We start from the raw sequence: 15,828 nt of genomic DNA, 5'->3' as shown, positions 1-15,828 counted from the left end.
GTTTCACTCTCCTCGCAATGTGCGCATCGGTTGCACGCGCGACGCGCGCAGACCGGGCGCCAGACAGGCCATCAGACCGGCAAGCAGCAGGGTGAGACACACGCCGGACAATGCCAGTGGATCGAACAGTGAACGGTTGCCCAGGGCACCGATCACCGAACGCTCCACACCCGAAAGCGACAGCGCGAGGATCACGCCCAGGGCCAGCCCAATGGCGATCTGCAGCAGCCCGCCACGCAGCACCAGACCGGTCAGGCCGGTCGGCGACGAACCGAGTGCCATGCGCACGCCGAACTCGCGCTCACGCGCAGCCACCGTCACCGCCATCACCGCATACAGACCGGCCGCCGCCAGCAGCAGTGCCAGCACCGCGAAAATACCGATCAGCGTCAGGTTCAGACGCATGGCTGCCGTCGTGCCGTGGACAATGGCCCGCATCGTGCGCATCTGCGCAATCGGCTGCTGCGGGGCGATGTCCGCCACCGCCTGACGCACGCGCGCCCGGTAGTCCTGCGGATCGCCGTGCACGCGCAAGGCGACGCGCAGTGGCTCGAACTTGCGCAGCATCTTCATCATGGCGTCCGGTATCTGCTGCAGCGGCACGTAGACCGTGGACGGTGCCTGCTTCAACGGACCGTATTGATGCGTATCGTCGACCACGCCGACGATGCGCGCCGACCACTGGAAAGCATGGCCGCCGAATTGAATCTGCTGGCCCAGGGCATGCCCGTCGTAGCCGCGTTTGACCGCACTCGCACTGACTACGGCCACGGCCTCGGCGCCCTGCGCGTCGGTAGACGCAAACAGACGGCCCTTGCGTTGACGGATGCCAAACAGCTTGAAGAACCCCGGACTGACAGCGTGGAACTGCGTATTGAAGACCGGACCGTCCGGCGATTGCATACCCGCCTCCAGCTGGCTGGAAACGCCAACGCCCGAAGGCAGATTGGTGGTCATGGCGACCTGCGTCACACCAGCCACCGCATGCAGGCGCTCTTGCAGCCGCCGCGACAGATCCAGCACGGAAGCCGTGTCCGGATAGTCACCCTTCACCGGCTTCAACTCGAAAGTAAGGATGCCCTGACTGGAAAACCCCAGCGGCGTGTGCGCGGCATCGTAGAGCGTGTGCAACAACATGCCGCTGCTGCTAAGCAAGGCTGTGGCCAACGCCACCTGGATCACCACCAGCACGCGACCCAGGCGACGGCTGCGACGATTCAGTCCATTGCGACCGCCTTCACGCAGCGTTTCCAGAGCGTTCGCCGCCAGACTGCGCCACAGCCCCAGTGCCGCCGCCAGCACAGCGCCAACCACACCCACCACGATGCCAAGCACACTGGCCAGCAAGGCGGGATGCAGAATGCCTTGCGGTCGCCACGCGTCAGGAATCCATCCCTGCGCCAGCGCCAACGCCAGCTCCGCCAGGGCGATGCCCAGCCCTGCGCCGAGCAGCCCCACCAGCGCGCCTTCGGCCAGCGTCGGCAACGCCTGCCGTAACCGCGGCGCCCCCAACGCACCGCGCACCGCGGCATCATGCTGGCGTAGCAAGGCGCGCGTCAGCATCAGGTTGGTCAGATTCACCAGCGCGATCATCAGCACGCACAGGGCACTGCCGAGAAACAGCAGCAGCACCGGCCGCGCATCGGCATGCAGCCAAGTGCTCAACGGGCGGACAATGAACCGTGTGTGCTCGTCGCGATGACTGCCCAGCTGCCGATACATCCCGTGAATGCGCGCATCCAGGCGCGCCGACATGGCGTCCAGACCGACACCTTCATTCAGCCGCGCCACGGCGAACTGGTTGGCGGATGTCGCCTCTACCGACCCTTCCGGCGGCGGGATGAACGGCAGCATCACGTCGCCGCCAAACCCCATCCGGTCGTAGCGCGCGGGCAGCACGCCGACGATGGTGTAGCGCGCACCCTCGATCCGCAGACTGCGCCCGATCGCGTCGGCGCGTCCCGCGAACCGGCGCTGCCAGAAACCGTGGCCCAGGATCACCACATGCGGACCATGCGCGCGCGCCTCGTCGGCGGTGAAATTACGCCCCAACTGCGGTACCACGCCCAGCGTCGACAACCACGACGGCGTCACGTGCACCGCCGGTACCAACGCCGGATCGCCATCGCCCGCCACGTTGACCGTCGACCACTTCTCGGCCAGACCGATCGAGGCGACACCCGGCAGCGACTGCATGTGCCGGTACTGACGGACCGTGACCGTGCCCACGCTGCCGGCACGGCTGCGGCCCATCATCACCACCCGCGAAGCCTGCGGTATCGGCAACGGCTTTAGCAGGGTCTGCTCGATCAGCGTGAACACCGCCACACTGGCGCCGATGCCCAGCGCCAGCACGCCGCTCGCCAGCAGCAGGAAGCCGGGCCGACGCACACTGGCACGCCAGGAACGTACGATCTCAATCATCCATATCGGCATCACTTCACTCCCCACGCAATACAAGCATCGGCTGTACGCGCCCGGCGCGGCGCGCCGGGGCTAGACAAGCCATGACACCCGCCGCACCGAGAACTAGACAGACCGCCGCCATGGACCAGGGATCAAACATCCGACGCCCCAGCTGCGCGACCGCTGCGTGCAGCAGGCCCGAGCCGGCGACACCCATCAGCAAGCCGATGATCAAGCCCCAGGCGATCTGCACCAGACCGCTGCGAACGACTTGAAGCAGCAGACCTCGCGGCGAGGCCCCCATTGCCGCGCGCACTCCGAATTCCCGTGCACGCGCGGTGACCGCCATGGCCATCACCGAGTACATGCCTACGCTAGCCAGCAGCAGCGCCAAGCTGCCCAGAACCCCCACTAGCAGTAGGCTGAATTTGGTATCCGACGTGATGTCATGAACGATGTCAGCCATGCTGTAGAGACGACTGATGGGCTGGTCGGGCGCGACTTCCGCCACCGCCCGACGGACTGCCGCGCGATAACGCTCCGGTCGACCATGGACCTTGAGCGCGAAACGCAGCGGCTCGATGCCGCGGAAGACCAGCAGATCGTCCTCAGGCATCTGTGCGAACGGCAGATACAGAATCGGGCGCACCGAATCGGGGTCCTCAGGGCCGAACTGGTAGGTGTTGGCCACGACACCGACGATTCGAGCGGAAAGAATGTTGACGTTCGTGCGCGGCCGCTTCAGCGCGAACTGCTGGATGGTCTTGCCAAGCGCGTGTCCGCCGTAATGGACGTCGGCGAATCGCTGATTGACGATCGCGACCGCCTCGCCGCCACGCACATCACCGTCTGCAAAGGCTCGCCCCTTCAGTACGTGGATGCCGAACAGGTGGAAATAGCCGGGACCTACACCGCGGAACTGTTCGTTGAATTCCTCGCCTCCCGGCAGGTGCAAGCCGCCGATATTGAACTGCCCCCGATCGTCACCGGCTGGTAGATTGGTCGTCATGGTGGCCTGTTCAACGCCCGGCATCCGCTGAAGACGTTCGGTCAAACGCCGGGAGAGCGTATGCACCGCACTTGCATCGGGATAGGTCCTTTCGACCGGGGCCAGTTCGAATGTCAGCACGCCACGGGGATCGAAGCCGAGGTTGGTTCGTGCATTGTCGAGCAGCGTATGCAGGAAAATGCCCGCCGCACACAGAAGCAGAGACGCCAGCGCCACCTGGGCGATCACCAAAGCACGTCCGACCCACGCGCCGCGACGGCCCAGACCACTGCGCCCGCCTTCGCGCAAGCTGGTCATCGACAATGCGGCTCTGCCGCGCCACAGCCCGAGCGAAGCCGCCATCAGCGCGCTAAGTACGCTGATGAATCCGGCCAGCGCCCACGCGCGTCCTCCCAGACGCAAACCATCCGGACGCGTCCATTCCACGGCCATCCAGTCCACGGGCATACAGGTTCGCAGTGCCAGCAGGCCGGATGCCGCCAGCGCCTGTCCGATCAGCAGGGCGACCAGACCGATGAGCAGCCCCTCGGCGATCAACGGCAGCGCCATCCGCCAGGGCGATGCGCCGAGTGCGCCTCGAATCGAAGCCTCGTGGTCACGGTTCATGCTGCGCAGGACCATCAGGTTGGTCAGATTGACCACCACGAGCAGCAGCAGCAACGCGGCACAGGCCAGCCACATGACCGCCATGGCACGTTGTCCCGCATGCTGTTGCTCGCCGAAGCCCTGAGCACCGAAAGGTTCGCGCCTCAGGTCGGTCTCCCGCTGCCCCCGTTCGGCGCGAACGCCGCGCATCCGCGTCACCACCTGCGCACCCAGTCCGTGCAGTGTGCTTCCGGGTTGCCTGCGCACGACCATCGTGAAGACATTGCTGTCATCGTGCGATTGGCTGGGCAGCGCCGAAGGCAGGGCGATCTGCGCCCGGCCGAGATCGAACCCCGCGGGCAGCACGCCGACAATCGTGTGCGCAACACCTTCCACGCGCATGCTGCGCCCGATCACCGACGGATTCCCACCAAAATGCCGCTTCCAGAAGCCGTGGAAGAGCAGGACCGCCGGCGCTCCATGCGGCCGATCCTCGGCAAGATCGAAGTTGCGCCCAAGCACGGGTCGCACGCGCAACGTGGGCAGCAATCCGCGATCCATCTCGAGCGCCGAGACCATGACGGGCGAATCGCTGCCAGCGACATTCACGGTCGGAAGAACCCTGAAAAGTCCATGCTTGGCAACACCTGGAAGATCGGCGAGCTGCTGGTATTGCTGGGACGAAACCAGGCCGACATCCCCCTGCTCGACCGGACCCAATGCTGCCAGTTGCTGCGCCTGCGGATAAGGCAGAGGCTCCAGCAGGACGCCATCGATCATGCTGAACACGGTACTCATGACGCCAATGCCCAGCGCCAGCACGCCGCTCGCCAACAGCAGGAAGCCGGGCCGACGCACACTGGCCCGCCAAGCCCGCCACATTTCACTCCATGCGATACCCATAACGCCCCTCACTCCCCTCGCAATGCGCGCATCGGCGGCACGCGCGATGCGCGCCATGCCGGCCGCAGGCAAGCCGCAAAACCAGCCAGTGCGAGCACTACGCAGACCAGTACCCACGCCAACGGGTCCACCTGATCAATGTGTCCCACACCCGTGACGGAAAGGGCCTCCGACATATGTGCCAACACGCGAGCCGCGCCCCACGCCAGCACCATGCCCAGCACCAAGCCGATGGCCACCTGATACATACCGCCACGCACCACCAGTTGGATCAGCCGCGCAGGTGAGGCGCCTAGCGCCATACGGGTGCCGAACTCGCGTTCACGGGAAGCCACGGCCACCGCCATCACCGCATACAGCCCCGCCACTGCCAGCAGCAGCGCCAACGAAGCGAACAGACTGACCAGCCACATGCTGAGGTGGCCATTGGCGGTGGTCTGCCTGACGATGGCGCGCATGGCTCGCAGATGGGAAATGGGTTGACCGGGTACCACTTCAGCCACGGCCTTTTGCACCGCTACGCGCCATCCGGCCACACGGCCCTGGACGTGAAGTGCAAAACGCAGCGGCTCAATCTTCTGCACAACCTCGAACGTGGACGCGGGCATCTGCACCAAGGGCACGTAGAGCACCGGCTGCATCGGCGCCAGTGGCCCATACTGATACGTGCTGGCGACCACCCCGACAATGCGCACCGGAATGGCCGGACCTTCGTTCATGTCAATCTTGATGAGCTTGCCGACCGCGTCGCCGTCGTAATACTTCTTGGCCAGATCGCGGCTGACCACGGCGACCGGCTCGCTGCCGCGCGTGTCGTCATGCGTGAACACCCGCCCCTGATACCTGGCGATGGAAAACACTCGGAAAAAGCCGTTCCCCACGCCATGCAGCTGGGCATAGAACTGTTTGCCCCCAGCCGTTTCAACACGGTTGTTGAATTGATCGTAGAACCCATCGCCCGTGGGCAGATTGGTGGTCACAGCCGCACCGGTAACGCCAGGCATCAGGCGCAAGCGCTGCACCAAACGCTGCGACATTGCCTGGATCGACGCGGCATCCGGATAGTGTGCTTTTACCGGCGCCAACTCGAAGGTAAGAATGTGATCGCTGGAAAAACCAAGATGCGTGCGTGAGGCGACATAAAGACTGTGCGCGATAACACCGGCCGAGCTCAGCAGGGCCACGGCCATGGCTACCTGGGCCACCACGAGCGCGCGTCCCAGTCGGCCACTGCGCAGCCCCAACCCGCTGCGCCCGCCTTCGCGCAACGTATCCACGCCCATCGCCTGACGGCTGCGCCAAACACCCAGCCATGCCGCCAACAGCGCGCCAATGACAGCTACCGCAAAGGCGAACAACCACGCCATCGCCCCCACCGTGATCTGGCCACCATGTAGCCACTCGACAGGAATGCGCTGTCGCAGCACCGCCAAGCCGCCCCATGCTAGAGCCATGCCGATGAAAGCACCGCCTATGCCCACCAGCAGGCCCTCGCCCACGGCGGGTAGCAACAGGCGCAGGAACGGCGCGCCCAAGGCATGCCGAACGGCGATGTCATGGGTTCGCGACAGCGTGCGCAGCAACATCAGATTGGTCAGATTGACCAGTGCAATCAGCAGCACCATGGCGGCGCTGGCCGTGAACAGCATCAACAGCGGCCGCTCGCCACGATGCAGGGTGACATCCAATGTGGCAGCGCCAAACTGCGGCCTGTCCCAATGACCGCCCATGCCCATGTCGCGATACATGGCCCGCTCACGCGCGTCGACTTGCGCCGCGATGCTGCGAATGGGCACACCGGCCTCCAGGCGTGCAATGGCCATGTGGCCGCTGTGGTCGTAATCGCGACTGGCCGCGGGCAAAGCCAATGGCAAAAAGATACCGCCACCGTGGGACAAGGTATCCAACCCCTTGGGCAGCACACCGATGATGGTCGCCGCACGCCCTTCCACCAGCATGCGGTGACCCACCATGTCGCGGGCGCCGCCATAACGGCGCTGCCAGAGGCCATGGCTTAGCATCACCACGGGCGGACCACCGGGACGATCCTCGGCGGCATTGAAATTTCGCCCCAGTATGGGCTGGATGCCCAGCGCGGGAAGCATGCCGCGATCCATGTACGTCACCGGTACCTGTTGTGGTACGCCGGCACCGGAAATATTGGCCACCGAGCCCGGCCGGATGAGTCCCAGCGCCTTCACGCCCGGGATGTTCTTCAGGAACTGGTACTCGTGCGGCGAGATCGGCCCCACCTCACCCGAGAAAATCTTGCCCAGGACCACTACCCGTGATGCCTGCGGAAAGGGCAGGCGTTGCAGCAAGGTACCGTTGATCAACACAAACACGGCCACGCTGGCGCCGATGCCCAGCGCCAGCACGCCGGTCGCCAGCAACAGGAAGCCTGGCCGGCGCAGGCTGGAGCGCCAGGAATGCCAGATCTCGGTCAGCCAGATTGGCATCAGGCCACTCCAACCCGGTTGCCGATCAGGTCGTCCAGGCGTGCTTCGTCCTCGCGGCGCAGACGCTCGAAGGTTTCCTCGTCGACCACACGGCCGTCGAACAGACGCACCTTGCGCTCGGCCAATTCGGCGTAGCGCGCGTCATGGGTGACCATGCAGATCGTGGCGCCGCCCTTGTGCAGTTCGTCGAGCAGCGCCATCACGGCCTCGCCGTTGCGCGAATCCAGATTGCCGGTCGGTTCGTCGGCCAGCAGGATCGCCGGTTTGCCGACCAGCGCGCGCGCCACCGCGACACGCTGCTGCTGACCGCCCGACAGCTGCGCAGGGTAGTGCCGCAGGCGGTGCGCCATGCCGACACGATCCAGCGCTTCGCGCACGCGTTGGCGACGTTCGGCACGATCAATGCCGCTGCGGTAGGTCAGTGGAAGCTCGACGTTCTCCTCGATACTGAGATCGCCGATCAGATTGAAGGCCTGAAAGATGAAACCAATCTCCGCGTTGCGGATGCGAGCACGCTCGGCGGCATTGAGGCCGGCCACGTCGTGGCCGTTGAGCGTGTAGTTGCCCTCCGACGCCGTGTCGAGCAGCCCCAGGATCGACAGCAGCGTGGTCTTGCCGCAGCCGGACGGGCCGGAGATCGACACGTATTCGCCACGCTCGATAGAGAGGTGCACATCGGACAACGCGTGCGTTTCCACCTCGTCGGCCTGAAACACCTTGCGCACGCCCTCCAGGGCGATGACTTTTCGATTCTCGTTCATGCAATCACCATGATTTTTGGATGTTCGAACGTATGGCGGCACAACGGTGACACGCCCATTTCTTCGCGAAGCCCCGTATCCAGATGCCTTCCCTGGCCCTTGAACTCCCTGCTGTAAACACTCCACGCCTCGCTCGAGAACCACGGAGCACCGAACTTCGCACCCCCGCGAAGTTCGGCTTGGGTGCCTTCCCTGACCATTACACTCCTTGTTGTGAACGCTTCGATCCTTGCCCGGCCACGGCGTCCCCAGCCTGCCGGGCTTTCCCTCGCCCCCACTTCAATGCACCCGGATGCGGTCGTAGCCGTCCCACTGACTGGCGTCGGACAGAATCACCTTGTCGCCGGCCTTCAGGCCACGCAGGACCTGCACACGGTCCACCGACGTCGCACCCACACGCACCGGCACACGCGTTGCGGTGCCGCCGTCGCCGTCGAGACGGAACAGACTGATGTCGCTGTCGGCCTTGGCCAGTGCCGGGCGGCCCACCGACAGTACGTTCTTCAATTGCGCGATGCGGATGCGACCGTCGACCGACAGATCCGGACGCGCGCCCGGCGGCAGCTTGCCGAGCAGACGCACGTCCACCTGCACGCTGCCATCGGTCACCGCCGGATCGATGCGCTCGACCTGACCCGATACGACACCGTTGTGGGTATCCACGCTGACCGGCATGCCCATGGCAACGTCCTTGGCCTGCACCTCGGGCACCTTGAGCCGCGCAATCAGCACATCCGGCCGCGCCACCTGCGCCAGGTTGGCGCCGGCCGCGACCTGCGCACCCTCCTGCACGGCCACCTGCTGCAAAACGCCGGCGATGCCCGCCTTCACATCCAGCGCATCGGCCTGACGCTGGCGCAGCTGCAGATTGCTGCGCTGCTGCGCGAGATGCGCTTCGACCGCATCCATCTGCGCATGCAGGCTGGCCGCGAATGAAGCTACGCGCTGCTTCTCGATCTCCATCCGCGCCTTCAGTTGCTTCAGCGCGATCTGGCCCTGCTGAAACTCCACGCGCGGGATCAGGTTCAACTTCTCGGCCTTGGCATCCGCGTCGGCCTTGACCTTGGCCGACGCGTAATCGGACTGCGCCTTGGCCAGTTCGGAGCGCTCGTCCAGCAACTGCGACTGCAATTGCGCGCGCTTGGAAGCGACATCCGCCTCGGCCGCAGCCACCTGCGCCTGCGCATTGCGCAAGGCATCGGCCACTTCCGGATTGCTGAGCTTCATCAGCACCGTGTCCGGCTTCACCTTGGCACCGGGCCACACCCGGATGCTGTCAACCTGGGCCGCCGTGACGGCCGAGATCCAGCGCTTGTGACGCGGTACCAGCGTGCCGGTGGCGCGCACCTCACGCAGCATGTCGCCGCGCTTGACCGTACCGATCCACAGACTCGAACGATCGGCACTCGGCAGCGCCGGCCCCATCCAGGCCGCTGCGGAGATGACGACGGCCAGCGCCAGCACACCGCCGCCGATCAGCAGCAGGCGTTTTCGCTTCTTGCGTTGCTTCAGTTTCGGGTTGGCGATATCCATGACCCAGGTACAGCAAACACCGTGCCACGCCAGCGCACACTGAAAAATGCATGAAATAACAATCCACTAGCCTTTTCGTGTTCAGCCAGAATCAAACGCGGGCATGTCCGAATCCGGACATCATCATCCGCATGCGTACGCCAGCCACGCGGATGGCGCAGCGCCGGCGCAACGCTGGCGTCCACCAACGAGCCACGTAAGATGCACGCAACGACCGCCACGGAGTGACGCATGTACACCCTCTACTTCGCCCCCGGCACCGCCGCCATGCTGACGCACCTGACGCTGATCGAATGCGGCGCTCCCTACGAACTGAAGGCGGTAGATCTGGCCGCTGGCGAACAGCGGAGCGAGGCCTATCTCGCGCTCAATCCCGCCGGCACCGTGCCGACGCTGATCGTGGACGGCGCCTCGCATGGCGAAACCGCGGCCCTGGCCATGCTGCTGACCGAGCGCCACCCCGAAGCAAAACTCGCCCCGGCCATCGGTGATGCCAAGCGCGCCGACTACCTGCAGTGGATGTTCTACCTGGCCGACACGCTGCAACCGGGTTTCCGGCAGTGGTTCTATGCCGACGAGTTCGTGCCCGAGAGCGCCGAGAGCATTGCCGAAGCCGGCCGCCACCGCATCGAGGCCTCCTGGACGCGCATCGCCGAACACCTCGACGCGCATGGCCCGTACATGCTCGGCGAGACCTTCAGCGTCGTCGATCTGTACGTCGTCATGCTGATGCGTTGGGCACGCAACATGCCGCGGCCGGCCACCGACTGGCCATCACTGGCTGCGCTCGCGGCGAAAGTGAAGGCGCGCCCGTCGTGGAAGACGCTCTACGAGCGCGAACAGCTCAGCGAATGGGCGTGAATGCGGCACCGCCCGGGCCGGAGGCCTGGGCCGTCTACCTGCTCGAATGCGTCGATGGTCGCGTCTACACCGGTATCGCCCGCGACCCGGAGAAGCGCTATGCCCAGCACGTCGCCGGCAAGGGCGCGCGCTTCACCCGCAGCAACCCGCCGCGCAAACTGCTCGGTTGGGTCTGGGTCGAATCGAAGAGTGCCGCGCTGAAGCTGGAAATCGCCTGGAAACGCCTGCCGCGTGCAAAACGCGTCGCGCGCCTTGCGAAAAATTGATCCGGATATGTACGTAGATGGTTCAAAGCCTACTGCGTAGACTTTCTCGGATTTGAGCAAGCAACCCTACGGATGATGAATCCGTTGCGTTCCATGGCCGGCTCCACCCGAACATTTACCGTTGAAGTATGCACAGTGATGCCGTCGGAACTCGTTCGCAACACGATAGGGTCACCGGGAAGGTTGAACAACTTCCGTATATGCGGCTTGCCATAAGGCGTCATGTCTACCTCCAGCAACGCGCCGCTTTGCATACCCAAATGGGCATATCCGGTGAGCACCCACGCCCTGCGCGCATCGATGGACTGAATGTGGACCACATTGCCGGATGCCAAGCGATGCTTTTTTCCATGCTTGAGCCAGTAAAGCGCTCCGACAAACTCACCGCGGTTCGCGCCCATCAATCGTCCGCCACTCCACGAAACCGAATTCCTTCCAATGGACCGCTGATTCTCACTCGTTGGTTCACAGAACCAGTCCGGAGGTTCTGTACCGGTGGCCGCCTGCCAAGGAAACCAATGCGCGAATGGATTTTCGTCCGGTGAAATGTACTGATCTCTCACCGGGCGATTCGGTGTGGACATGAAATAAGCGTCCAGCGCATGTGGGCGTCCTGAGCGAATCGCTCGAATACCACGCGATGCCAGCGTTCGAATGGCCGGGTACCAGTGTTCCTCCGACAGCTTTCTCAAAGAGGAAATACTCGACGAATCCTGCAAAAGCACCAAACTGTGCACAGCTTGTGCCACGACTTGCCATTCGTTGTCATGCAGTCGGGCACGCAGGGCTACCACTTGCCCATCAGCATGCATGCGCCCCAGCGCCCATGCGGCCACAACGCGCAGCGGCCAGCCCTGTACCTCGAGATAAGCCGCCACACGGACTTGTGCCGATCGAGCGCGTTCGCCCAACCGTCCCAGATGCCACAAACACTCGATCGTGCGATTTCGAGCAAAGGCGGCAGCGTGATCGAGTTGGTCTTCCAAAATCACCGACCCGGCATCAACTCGCGCAAGGGTAGAAGGCGGTGCACACAGTTGTTCGCAAGAACGGACATCTCTGCAAAGACGCTGAGGATGCGCCAGAATTCCGGACAAAAGCAGTGCGGACAGCATACCGATCATAAGCGTTCCCCTTGCGTGCACGGGATCGAATCATGGGATGCCACATGCATCATCGACACATACTGTGCGCGTCACATTCCTGCACACCGAGTGAACGCGTTCAGGCTGCCGCCAGAAATTGTGCGTGGAACATCGATGCCAGCATCACGCCAAGCCCGGCGAACAGCGCGATGCCGACGATCACACCCAGCGCATTGACCGCAAAGCGCATCGGCGGCAGATGTGCCCAGCCGCCGGCCTGCCTCGCCTGCGGCTGCAGTACCCAGACTAGGGCCGCAATCCAGGCCACCACCACCACGATGCGTACCGTCATCGTCGACGGGTTCATCTGCGGAAACACCAGCAAGGCGAACAGCGTCAGCAGCAGCGACAACGCGCAGACGATCCAGTAGCGGTAGCGTGTTCTCATGGCGTGCTCTCCTCGGACGATGACGGCCTGCTGGCCGCACGGGCAACGGTTCGCGCACCGCGCCTGCAGCGGTCACGGTTCGTCAGGATACGGGAAACGCGAACGCAGTTCAGACGTCGCCTGGGTGCAGGTATCCGGCGGCCCGGCACCCGAACTGGCCACGCGGCGCCGGTGCTCCGGGTGCGCGCCTGATGAAGTGCCATGACGCCGCAGCAGGCGTGTCGCGACCAGAAGATTCTTCGCCGGCAGCACCAGACCCGACTCCAACGGCGTCAGGAAGAGCGACATGAAGATCACGCGTCCGGCGCCCACCGCTGCGCGCCGACGGATCGACAGCGCGGCAGGCCCGATGCACGATCACCGTGTAGATCAGTACCGGCGGAATCGTGACCAGGGTCAGCCACAGCGTGGTGGCCACCGTAGCGTGGGTCGCACCGGTGGCCGCGAAGGCACAGGTCGACGTCAGCCAGCCGACATGGAAGACATACACCTTCAGCAGGCGCGCGCGCCATCGGCGCAGACGGGCGATGGGGGCGGCCTCGGTCACGATCAGCCCGTATTCTGCAGACCCTGCGAAACGCCGTTGACGCAGGCCACCAGCGCGCGCAGCAGCGGACCGTCCTCACTGCCCTCGGCGCGCCAGCGCTTGAGCAGATCGACTTGCAGCAGGCTCATCGGGTCGACGTACGGATTGCGCAGGCGAATCGACAGCGACAGACGCTTGTCATCGTCCAGCAGAGCGTCGGCCTGCTTCAGCTTCAACAGCACGTCACGGGTGCGCTCGAACTCGCCGCGGATGCGCGGGAAGAAATGCTCGTGCAGTTCGCCGGACAGTTCCGAGAACGCCTCGGCGATGCCCAGGTCGGCCTTGGCCAGCACCATTTCCACATCGTCGATCAGGGTCGACAGGAACGGCCAGTCGCGCGCCATCTCGGCCATGGTATCGAAACCGAATGCCTCGATGCCGCGCTGCAGCGCCGACCCCAGACCGTACCAGCCCGGCATGATCGCGCGACACTGGGTCCACGAGAACACCCACGGAATGGCGCGCAGGTCCTCGACGCCACGCATCGAACGACGACGCGATGGACGCGAGCCCAGGGTCATGCGCTCGATCACATCGATCGGCGTGGCCGTGCGGAAGTACGGCACGAACTGCTCGTCGCCGACCAGCTCGCGATAGGCCTCGCGGCCCCAGGCGGCGAGCGTGACCATGCGCTCGCGCCACAGGTCCTCGCGTTCGTCCGGATCGCGCGGGCGCAGACTGGCGTGCAGCGCGGCGCCGACGGTCTGTTCCAGGTTGCGCAGCGCCAGCGCGCGGATGCCGTATTTGCGATGGATCACCTCGCCCTGCTCGGTCATGCGCAGGCGGCCGCCGACGCTGCCGCGCGGCGACGCCATCAGCGCCGGCGTGATGCGCGCACCGCCGCGGCTGGCCGAGCCGCCGCGTCCGTGGAAGAAGGTCAGCTCGATGCCGGCCTGCTCGGCCACCTCCAGCAGCTCGACCTGAGCGCGCTGCAAACCCCAGCGCGCGGCCAGGATGCCGCCGTCCTTGCCGCTGTCGGAGTAGCCCAGCATGATCAGCTGGCGATCGCCACGCGCAGCCAGATGCGCGCGGTAGACCGGATCGGCCAGCAGCGCGCGCAGGGTGTCGGGGCCGTTGGTGAGATCGTCGACCGTCTCGAACAGCGGCGCCACATCCAGCGGTACGCGGCCTTCGTCGTCGACCAGCCCGCCGTGGCGCGCCAGCGCCAGCACCGCCAGCACGTCGGCGGCGGACTCGGCCATGCTGATGATGTACGGCCCGGTGGCGGTGACGCCGTAGCGCTGGCGCGCATCGGCCAGCGTCGCGAACACCGCGCGTAGGCGCTCGGCGGTTTCGTCGTCGTTGTCGCCGAAGGTCTCGTCGCCGGCCGCCAGCGCGCGCAGGCGCTCGGCGCGCTCAGCCTTCGGACGCTCGATCCAGCCAGCGTCGCCGATCAGCGCCGCCAGCGCATCATCGTGCACACGCGAGTCCTGCCGCACATCGAGCCGCGCCAGATGGAAGCCGAAGGTGCGCACGCGACGCAGCAGGCGCTGCACCGCGAACAGGCCGGCGTGCTCGCCCTTGTGCGTGGCCAGGCTGTCGGCGATCAGCGCGACGTCGGCCTCGAAGGCGGCGGCATTCGGATAGCCGCTGTCCGCGTCTTCCAACGTCGCTTCCAGGCGCGCGCGCATCAGCGTCAGCAGGCAACGATAAGGCATGTCGCGATGACGCGGGCGGATCGCCATCGCGTCTTCGAGGAACTGGTCGGTGTACTGTGCCAGGCGCTCGCGCAGCGCGGCGCTGACCTCGACGCGGTCCTCGGTCTGGCTCAGCGATCGCTGCAGATGCGCGCATTCGCCGATGTAGCGCTCCAACACCATGGCGCGCTGCGCGCGCAGGGTCTCGGAAATGGTGTCGGCGCCGACGTTCGGATTGCCGTCCATGTCGCCGCCGACCCACGAGGCGAAGCGCAGCAGACGCGGCAGTTCGGCCTCCAGACCGTAGACATTCTTCAGCTCCCGCTCCAGCGCCTCGTAGAACACCGGCAGCACGCGATACAGCGAACCGGTCAGGTAGTAACCGACGTGATCGAACTCATCCTGCACGCTGGGGCGCACCGGCGAAGCCTCGGCGGTCTGCCAGCCGGCGGTCAGCGCCATCTGCATGCGCGCGGCGTCGGCCTCGCGCTCGGGCGGCGGACGATGGGCGTCGAAGTCGGCGACCAGCGCCTTGACGATGGCCTCTTCCTTCTCCAGCAGCGAGGCACGCACGGCCTCGGTCGGATGCGCCGTGAACACCGGCTCGACGTCGAGCTTGCCGATCCAGGCCAGCAGCTCGTCGGCATCCACGCCGCGCTCCTTGAGCTGACCGAGCACGTCGGCCAGCGATTCGGGTTGCACGGCGGCCCCGGCCAGCTGGTAGTCGCGGCGGCGGCGGATGCGATGCACGCGCTCAGCAACGTTGACCATCTGGAAGTAGGTGGCGAAGGCGCGCGCCAGTGCCTCGGCGTCGTCGGCACTCAGACCGGCCAGACGTCCGGCCAGGCCGCTGATTCCCGCACCGGCCTCGCGTCGCCGGATGGCCGCAGTGCGCACGTTCTCGACGCGTTCGAAGAAAGCCTCGCCGCCCTGCTCGGCCAGCATGCGACCCACCATCGCGCCCAGCGTGCGCACGTTCTCGCGCAATGGGCCGTCGTTGGGCAGGAATTCCAGGTTACGGGCGTCGTCGTGATCGTGCGATGCAGTCATGCGTCCTCCTGTAGTCATTCCTTACATCATACGGGTGCGTACGTGCATGAACGCTGAGTAAGGCATCCGCGCATAGAACGAATACGTATGCATCCGCATGAAGCGATATAATGGCGCTTCCAATCTTGGCCGAGGGGCGTTGCGTCCCTGTGGAACGGCGTCGCCCGGATGCGACGGCCGCGTTCGCAGGGTCAGGCTCGGCATCCCTTTCGCAACTGCGCCCATCTCAATCCGCCACG

At 65.2% G+C, this 15,828-nt stretch carries 11 protein-coding genes and 1 riboswitch; of the genes, 2 read left to right on the top strand and 9 right to left on the bottom strand.

From position 1 onward, the window contains the following. Positions 1 to 3: 3 nt before the first annotated feature. The 5 genes from HF690_RS10910 to HF690_RS10890 all read right to left on the bottom strand — a co-directional run bounded on the left by HF690_RS10910 (position 4) and on the right by HF690_RS10890 (position 9,656). The gene (locus HF690_RS10910) at positions 4 to 2,424 is read right to left on the bottom strand and encodes an ABC transporter permease (RefSeq protein WP_240151726.1); all 2,421 of its coding nucleotides are present in this window, start codon (positions 2,422 to 2,424) and stop codon (positions 4 to 6) included. Between the two features lie 16 nt (positions 2,425 to 2,440). Then, a complete protein-coding gene (locus tag HF690_RS10905) occupies positions 2,441 to 4,960 on the bottom strand; it encodes an ABC transporter permease (protein WP_240151725.1) in 2,520 nt (839 codons plus the stop codon). Next, a complete protein-coding gene (locus HF690_RS10900; protein WP_168609456.1) occupies positions 4,912 to 7,362 on the bottom strand; it encodes an ABC transporter permease in 2,451 nt (816 codons plus the stop codon). Before HF690_RS10900 ends, HF690_RS10905 begins: the two co-directional genes overlap by 49 nt. Then, positions 7,362 to 8,123 carry an ABC transporter ATP-binding protein gene (locus HF690_RS10895; protein ID WP_168609455.1) on the bottom strand — a complete coding sequence of 254 codons (762 nt, stop codon included), beginning with the start codon at positions 8,121 to 8,123 and terminating at the stop codon, positions 7,362 to 7,364. The genes HF690_RS10900 and HF690_RS10895 overlap by 1 nt, the downstream gene beginning before the upstream one ends. A gap of 279 nt (positions 8,124 to 8,402) precedes the next feature. Further along, a complete protein-coding gene (locus HF690_RS10890) occupies positions 8,403 to 9,656 on the bottom strand; it encodes an efflux RND transporter periplasmic adaptor subunit (protein ID WP_168609454.1) in 1,254 nt (417 codons plus the stop codon). 231 nt (positions 9,657 to 9,887) lie between these two features. On the opposite strand from HF690_RS10890, the gene HF690_RS10885 reads away from it, so the two are divergent. Further along, positions 9,888 to 10,517 carry a glutathione S-transferase family protein gene (locus HF690_RS10885; protein WP_168609453.1) on the top strand — a complete coding sequence of 210 codons (630 nt, stop codon included), beginning with the start codon at positions 9,888 to 9,890 and terminating at the stop codon, positions 10,515 to 10,517. After that, positions 10,514 to 10,783 carry a GIY-YIG nuclease family protein gene (locus HF690_RS10880; protein WP_338042907.1) on the top strand — a complete coding sequence of 90 codons (270 nt, stop codon included), beginning with the start codon at positions 10,514 to 10,516 and terminating at the stop codon, positions 10,781 to 10,783. Before HF690_RS10885 ends, HF690_RS10880 begins: the two co-directional genes overlap by 4 nt. Positions 10,784 to 10,812: 29 nt before the next feature. On the opposite strand, the gene HF690_RS10875 is transcribed toward HF690_RS10880, so the two are convergent. From HF690_RS10875 to ppc, 4 genes are all read right to left on the bottom strand, one after another. After that, entirely contained in the window at positions 10,813 to 11,907 is a 1,095-nt protein-coding gene (locus HF690_RS10875; RefSeq protein WP_168609451.1) for a HEAT repeat domain-containing protein, read from the bottom strand. Positions 11,908 to 12,007: 100 nt separating this feature from the next. Next, positions 12,008 to 12,316, bottom strand: a complete 309-nt coding sequence (locus tag HF690_RS10870) for a hypothetical protein (protein ID WP_113063794.1) — start codon at positions 12,314 to 12,316, stop codon at positions 12,008 to 12,010. A gap of 109 nt (positions 12,317 to 12,425) precedes the next feature. Beyond that, positions 12,426 to 12,863 (bottom strand): hypothetical protein, encoded by a 438-nt coding sequence (locus HF690_RS10865; protein WP_168609450.1) that lies wholly within the window; start codon positions 12,861 to 12,863, stop codon positions 12,426 to 12,428. Between the two features lie 2 nt (positions 12,864 to 12,865). Continuing rightward, complete coding sequence (ppc, locus tag HF690_RS10860) at positions 12,866 to 15,589, bottom strand: phosphoenolpyruvate carboxylase (protein ID WP_168609449.1); 2,724 nt, start codon at positions 15,587 to 15,589, stop codon at positions 12,866 to 12,868. A 125-nt stretch (positions 15,590 to 15,714) separates the two neighbouring features. Next, a riboswitch (S-adenosyl-L-homocysteine riboswitch) is annotated at positions 15,715 to 15,819 on the top strand. Positions 15,820 to 15,828: the final 9 nt, after the last annotated feature.

This window comes from Oleiagrimonas citrea (assembly GCF_012395255.1).
GTDB lineage: Bacteria > Pseudomonadota > Gammaproteobacteria > Xanthomonadales > Rhodanobacteraceae > Oleiagrimonas > Oleiagrimonas citrea.
This window is presented reverse-complemented; position numbering and strand designations above follow the sequence as displayed.

Excerpts from the sequence above, each read along its gene's own strand:
- HF690_RS10870 (WP_113063794.1), bottom strand. The coding sequence starts at position 12,316 with ATGAGAACACGCTACCGCTACTGGATCGTCTGCGCGTTGTCGCTGCTG.
- HF690_RS10885 (WP_168609453.1), top strand. The coding sequence starts at position 9,888 with ATGTACACCCTCTACTTCGCCCCCGGCACCGCCGCCATGCTGACGCAC.
- HF690_RS10900 (WP_168609456.1), bottom strand. The coding sequence starts at position 7,362 with ATGCCAATCTGGCTGACCGAGATCTGGCATTCCTGGCGCTCCAGCCTG.
- HF690_RS10895 (WP_168609455.1), bottom strand. The coding sequence starts at position 8,123 with ATGAACGAGAATCGAAAAGTCATCGCCCTGGAGGGCGTGCGCAAGGTG.
- ppc (WP_168609449.1), bottom strand. The coding sequence starts at position 15,589 with ATGACTGCATCGCACGATCACGACGACGCCCGTAACCTGGAATTCCTG.
- HF690_RS10875 (WP_168609451.1), bottom strand. The coding sequence starts at position 11,907 with ATGATCGGTATGCTGTCCGCACTGCTTTTGTCCGGAATTCTGGCGCAT.
- HF690_RS10905 (WP_240151725.1), bottom strand. The coding sequence starts at position 4,960 with ATGGCGCGCATCGCGCGTGCCGCCGATGCGCGCATTGCGAGGGGAGTG.
- HF690_RS10910 (WP_240151726.1), bottom strand. The coding sequence starts at position 2,424 with ATGATTGAGATCGTACGTTCCTGGCGTGCCAGTGTGCGTCGGCCCGGC.
- HF690_RS10890 (WP_168609454.1), bottom strand. The coding sequence starts at position 9,656 with ATGGATATCGCCAACCCGAAACTGAAGCAACGCAAGAAGCGAAAACGC.